Source organism: Cupriavidus necator, assembly GCF_040578825.1.
Classification (GTDB): domain Bacteria; phylum Pseudomonadota; class Gammaproteobacteria; order Burkholderiales; family Burkholderiaceae; genus Cupriavidus; species Cupriavidus necator_E.
On the sequence record NZ_JBEFLI010000154.1, the window covers coordinates 1 to 4081 of the forward strand.

At 62.1% G+C, this 4081-nt stretch carries 4 protein-coding genes; 2 read left to right on the forward strand and 2 right to left on the reverse strand.

Annotation, left to right across the window (positions count from 1 at the left end; genetic code table 11):
- Positions 1-452 (reverse strand): multicopper oxidase domain-containing protein (locus AB1I47_RS33465; protein ID WP_354687939.1); only part of this gene is annotated, 452 nt, incomplete at its 3' end.
- A 202-nt stretch (positions 453-654) separates the two neighbouring features.
- Between AB1I47_RS33465 and AB1I47_RS33470 the strand changes: the two genes are divergently transcribed.
- Together AB1I47_RS33470 and AB1I47_RS33475 are read left to right on the forward strand one after the other, a co-directional pair.
- Positions 655-1341, forward strand: coding sequence for a heavy metal response regulator transcription factor (locus AB1I47_RS33470; protein ID WP_354687940.1), 687 nt, complete (start codon positions 655-657; stop codon positions 1339-1341).
- Positions 1338-2732, forward strand: a complete 1395-nt coding sequence (locus AB1I47_RS33475; protein ID WP_354687941.1) for a heavy metal sensor histidine kinase — start codon at positions 1338-1340, stop codon at positions 2730-2732. Before AB1I47_RS33470 ends, AB1I47_RS33475 begins: the two co-directional genes overlap by 4 nt.
- Before the next feature lie 130 nt (positions 2733-2862).
- Here the strand turns inward: AB1I47_RS33475 and AB1I47_RS33480 are convergent, their stop codons facing one another.
- A complete protein-coding gene (locus AB1I47_RS33480) occupies positions 2863-3921 on the reverse strand; it encodes a porin (RefSeq protein ID WP_407935955.1) in 1059 nt (352 codons plus the stop codon).
- Positions 3922-4081 lie beyond the last annotated feature (160 nt).

Here is a 4081-nt window from a genome sequence, read left to right on the forward strand (position 1 = left end):
TGGTCGACCTTGAAGCGGTAGGTGAAGGTCTCGCCTGGGGCAATGCCGGCAAAGCTGATGCCCGGCACGCCGTCCATCTGGAACGGCAGGATGATCCCGTGCCAGTGAATCGACGTAGGCTCGCGCAAGCGGTTCGTCACCCGAATCGTCACCGTCTCGCCTTGTCGCCAGCGCAGCGTCGGCCCTGGCAACATCCCGTTAATGGTGGTCGCTACGCTCGGGGTTCCGGTGAAGTTGACCACCGACTCGCCGATCACGAGGTCGAATTCGGTGCCGCGGAGCACTGGCGCGGTGCCGTAGGAGGCATTTGTCGGCCGCTCCGACGCCTGCGCCCAAGCGCTGCCGCCAATACCAGGCAGTCCCGCCATAACGCCGCCGGCGGCCAGGCCCTGTACAAACCGGCGGCGCCGCAGGCTAGGCAGCACAAGGCCAGACGGTCGGTCACGTCGCATGAAATAGTCCTTTTTTGCTTGAATGGGCCGCGGCCGGAGACGGCAGGAAGAGAGTAACCAGATCGAGGCTACCGTCAACTTACTCAAACATTACATTCTGGTAAGGTCGAAGTCACTCCCAGAGCCTCTGGGTAGACTACCCCCTTATAGAAGCCAGCCCAAGGGGCTGGCGCAGATCCGAACGCAAAGGGGGAGGCCGAAGATGAAGCTGCTGGTGGTAGAGGATGAATCCAAGACCGGCGAGTACCTGCGCCAGGGGCTGACCGAGGCCGGGTTCGTGGTCGACCTGGTCGCCAACGGGCTTGACGGACAACACCTGGCGCTTAACGAAGCGTACGACCTGATTATCCTCGATGTCATGCTACCGGATCTCGATGGCTGGCGCATTCTGCAGACCATTCGTGCCGCGGACAACCCGGTCCCGGTCTTGTTCCTGACCGCCCGTGACAGCGTGGCCGACCGGGTCAGGGGGTTGGAACTGGGCGCAGACGACTACCTGGTAAAGCCCTTCGCTTTCTCGGAATTACTGGCCCGGGTCCGGACGTTATTGCGTCGCGGTACCGTACAGCTGGCGATGGACCGCATTCAGGTGGGCGACCTGGTGCTGGATCTGGGCCGGCGTCGGGCGTCTCGTGCCGGTCGCCGCATTGCGCTGACCAGCAAGGAGTTTGCACTGCTCGAGCTGCTCGCCCGCAGGCGAGGAGAGGTGCTGCCGCGCTCGTTGATTGCCTCCCAGGTCTGGGACATGAACTTTGACAGCGACAGCAATGTGATCGATGTTGCCATTCGCCGCTTGCGAGCGAAGATCGATGATGATTTCGAGACCAAGCTGATTCAGACCGTTCGCGGGATGGGCTACGTCCTGGAAGCGCCGGAGGAGCAGGGATGAAGCATCGGCTGTCGTTGACGATGCGCCTGACCATCCTGTTTTCGCTCTCGTCGGCCGTCGTAATGCTCGGTCTGGGCGTGCTCATTTGGCTGGCGATGGATCGCCATTTCATCAACGAGGACCATGTGGTGCTCGGCGACAACATTCGCCTGATCCAAAAGATTGCGCGGGAGACGCCGGCGGAGCAATTGCCTGAGCGGCTTAAGGAAATGGTCGATCACCATCGCGGGTTCGTCGCACAGGTACGGACTGCCCACGGGCATCGTCTGTATGCCACCCAGGGCTTCGATTTTGGCGCAGCTTTCGAGGCCATCGCGCGGCAGTCCGCCCACGACGACACCTTTGTCTGGCAGGAGGGCGCGCAGGAATACCGTGGCATGCGCGCGCAGGTCGCCGTCTCGGACACGCGGGTCGGGCCGTTGAGTGTCGTGGTCGGCATGGACACGGAAATTCACGCCCACTTCATGCACGCATTCCGTCAATCGCTGGCGTTTTATACGACCCTGGCGGTCGTGGCCAGCGGCCTCTTTGGCTGGTGGGCCGCGCGGCGCGGGCTGGCACCGTTGCGCATGATGGCGTCGCGTGCCAAGGGCGTCACCGCGAACAAGCTGGACGCGCGCATGCCGGTGGATGCTGTGCCGGTCGAGATGGCGGATCTGGCCACAACGTTGAACGCGATGCTGGAACGGTTGCAGGATGACTTCCGACGATTGTCGGAATTCTCTTCCGACCTGGCTCACGAACTGCGCACGCCGATCACCAACCTGATGACCCAGACCCATGTCGTGCTGGCGCAGCCCCGTGACGCCGCCAAATACCGCGAGGTCCTGGCTTCCAATGCGGAGGAGTTGCAGCGGCTTGGGCGGATGGTTTCCGACATGCTGTACCTGGCAAAGATGGAGCATGGCATCACGCTGCCCAACGAGGAAGCGATCAACGTGGCCGATGAGGTGCAGGCGCTGTTCGACTTCTACGACGCCCTGGCGGAGGACAAGGGCGTGAACCTGCGACTGCAGGGGCAGGCAAAAATTGCTGGCGACCGCCTGATGCTGCGTCGCGCGCTCAGCAACCTGCTTTCCAACGCGCTGCGTTATACGCCCCAGGGCAAGCAGATTGTCGTGGAGGCGCGCGAGCAGGCGGGCCACACCACCATCGTGGTGGAGAACGAAGGCGAGGAGATCAGCGCCGAGTTGCTACCCTCGCTCTTCGGTCGCTTCTTCCGCGCGGACAAGTCACGGACCCGGGCGGACTCCGATAGCGTGGGCTTGGGCCTTTCCATCACGCAAGCCATTATGGTTGCCCACGGCGGCCAGATCTCGGTCGAATCGTCCGGCGGTAAGACGCGTTTTGTCTTGACGTTTCCGCGCCGGCGCGGCGAGGCTCGCGGCTAGCCGCCTTTTGCACCGCCGGCGCCAGCATCGGGTGAGGCCAAATGTAAAAATAGCCACGACGTTGCGCCGTGGCTACTGGTCCTTCGGTAAAAGGACCTTTCAACCGTTTGGCCATCGATGGCTTGGACTTTTAGAACTTATGCCGCATGCCTAGCACCACGCCAGTCTGATTGGCTCCCGGCGCCACATTGACGGGCGCGCCACTGCTGGCGTTGAAGCCGTTCAACCCGAGCTGCGAGCCTCCTTTGTTGCGCACGTAACCGACGTTGAAGTACACGTCGGTGCGCTTGGAGAAGGCGTAATCGGTGGATGCCACAAACATCAGCGGATCCGCCCCGGAGCCACGCACATCCGTGTAGTACGCCACGCCCGTGAGGGACAAGCCCGAGGTCAGTTGATAGCGTAGGCCCGCCCAATACAGGTTGGAGCGAGTGTCGGTGGGGGAGGCCGAGATATTGCCGTTGAGCCAGCGGTAGCCGGCGTACAGCTTCGCAGGACCGATCCCATAACTCACGCTCACGAGCGCACGCCGGTCCTTCAGCCCTTGCGAGGCCACCGTTGGGCCCCGGTATTCGTCGTAAAGGGCGCCCACGGAAAACGGCCCGAACGCATACACCAGCCCCGCGCTCACCTCCCTGTCCACCTTTGGCTCGCCGGGGACTTCGCCGCCGTTGGTGCGCCCGAAGCTGTAGAGCGCCAAGGCGGTCAGGCCGCCAAAAGTACCCTTGTACTTGATGGAATTGTCCGCGCGGCCGGCAATGGTGTCATCGCTCTTGTAGAGGGAGTATCGCGGCGCGAATCCCATTGGATCAAACTGGATGGCCGTATCGTAGAGCACCGTTGTCTGACGCCCCAAGGTCAACTGACCGTACGGGCTGGACAGACCCACCAGCGCACCGCGGTCAAACAAGCGGCCGGCGTTGCTCAACTGGGCGGTATCGAGCGAGAAACCGCTCTCGAGCTCAAACACGGCCTTCAGGCCGCCACCGAGATCCTCAGTTCCCCGCAGGCCCCAGCGCGAGGTCGACAGGTTGCCGGCGGACATGCGCACCAGGTTGCTACCGCCCCTTGACGACGGCGCGTTCGACAAGTATTCGATACCGGCATCGGCTACGCCGTACAGCGTGACACTTGACTGAGCATAAGTGCCAAGCGACAGCGACCCCAACAGCATGCCAGCGGCGGTCATTCCTGTTCTTCTCATGGCGTCTCCAATTTGACACGTTTTTTGGAATGCAACAGGAATTGAAGTCTAGTACAACATCCCCTAAATAGGTTTAATAATTATCGGGCTGCAAATACGGCTGCAGGAGCGCGACGACCACCTGGGCCATCTCATCGAGCGAGCC

What these genes read in the sequence shown, in the direction of transcription:
- AB1I47_RS33480 (WP_407935955.1), bottom strand. Translation starts at nt 3,921, where the DNA reads ATGACCGCCGCTGGCATGCTGTTGGGGTCGCTGTCGCTTGGCACTTAT.
- AB1I47_RS33475 (WP_354687941.1), top strand. Translation starts at nt 1,338, where the DNA reads ATGAAGCATCGGCTGTCGTTGACGATGCGCCTGACCATCCTGTTTTCG.
- AB1I47_RS33470 (WP_354687940.1), top strand. Translation starts at nt 655, where the DNA reads ATGAAGCTGCTGGTGGTAGAGGATGAATCCAAGACCGGCGAGTACCTG.